The sequence below is a fragment of the Sandarakinorhabdus rubra genome (assembly GCF_010994245.1).
Classification (GTDB): Bacteria; Pseudomonadota; Alphaproteobacteria; order Sphingomonadales; family Sphingomonadaceae; genus Sandarakinorhabdus; species Sandarakinorhabdus rubra.
The window spans coordinates 1-741 of sequence record NZ_WMHO01000439.1 but is presented as its reverse complement, the minus strand read 5'-3'; the positions used below and the strand labels follow the sequence as shown (position 1 = coordinate 741).

Below are 741 nucleotides of genomic sequence, written 5' to 3'. Positions count from 1 at the left end.
CCTGGCTGCCGGTGCCGGCCGCCGAGCCCGAAGGCCCGGTGTTCGATGCGCCGGTGCCGGCCGAAGCCCGCCGCCGCGGGGCGCCGCCACCGCGCCTGCGCGGGGCGGCCGAGACTTTGCCGGAAGGCGGCGCCGGATGATCGCGCCGCCGCCGCCGCCCGCCCTGTTGATGACGCCGCAGGAGCGGCGCCGCTGGCTGCTGTCGACCTGGCGCTATGCGGTGCCGGCGCTGGTCAGCATCCTGCTGCTTTTGGTGATGGTGGCACCGCTGCCGCTGCCGCTGCCGGCCATGCCGCAACTGTCCCTGATGGCGGTGCTGGCCTGGGCGCTGCTGCAACCGCAGTTGATGCCGCCCTGGATTGCCTTTCTGGTTGGTGGGGTGGCCGATCTGCTGTTCGGCCTGCCGCTGGGTGTCAATGCGACCGGCTTTGCGGTCAGCGCCGGGCTGATGCGCCTGCTGTCGCCGCTGTTCGGCCGCAATGGCCTGATGTTCGACTGGCTGGCGGTGAGCGGCCTGCTGCTCTGCCATGCGTTGCTGGCCGGCCCGCTGATGGCGCTGGCCGGGCAGCCGGTGCCGCTGTGGCCGCTGGCCCTGCAGTGGCTCACCAGCATCCTGGCCTGGCCGCTGGTGGCCCGCTTCTGCGCCGCCCTGCAGCGCCGCCTCGCCGCCAGCGTGCCCAGCTGGCGGGGCGGCTGATCGCGGGCGCGCGGGCATGGATGATCCTGTTCGCCGCATCGGCT

General features: G+C 74.0%; 1 protein-coding gene. It reads left to right on the top strand.

The window, feature by feature from the left end; all coding sequences use genetic code 11:
• The first annotated feature begins 136 nt into the window (after positions 1-136).
• The gene (gene mreD / locus GJV64_RS15130) at positions 137-697 is read left to right on the top strand and encodes a rod shape-determining protein MreD (RefSeq protein ID WP_164158351.1); all 561 of its coding nucleotides are present in this window, start codon (positions 137-139) and stop codon (positions 695-697) included.
• Positions 698-741: the final 44 nt, after the last annotated feature.

Bases quoted from the DNA above. Each gene is read 5' to 3' on its own strand.
- mreD (WP_164158351.1), top strand. From the start codon at position 137: ATGATCGCGCCGCCGCCGCCGCCCGCCCTGTTGATGACGCCGCAGGAG.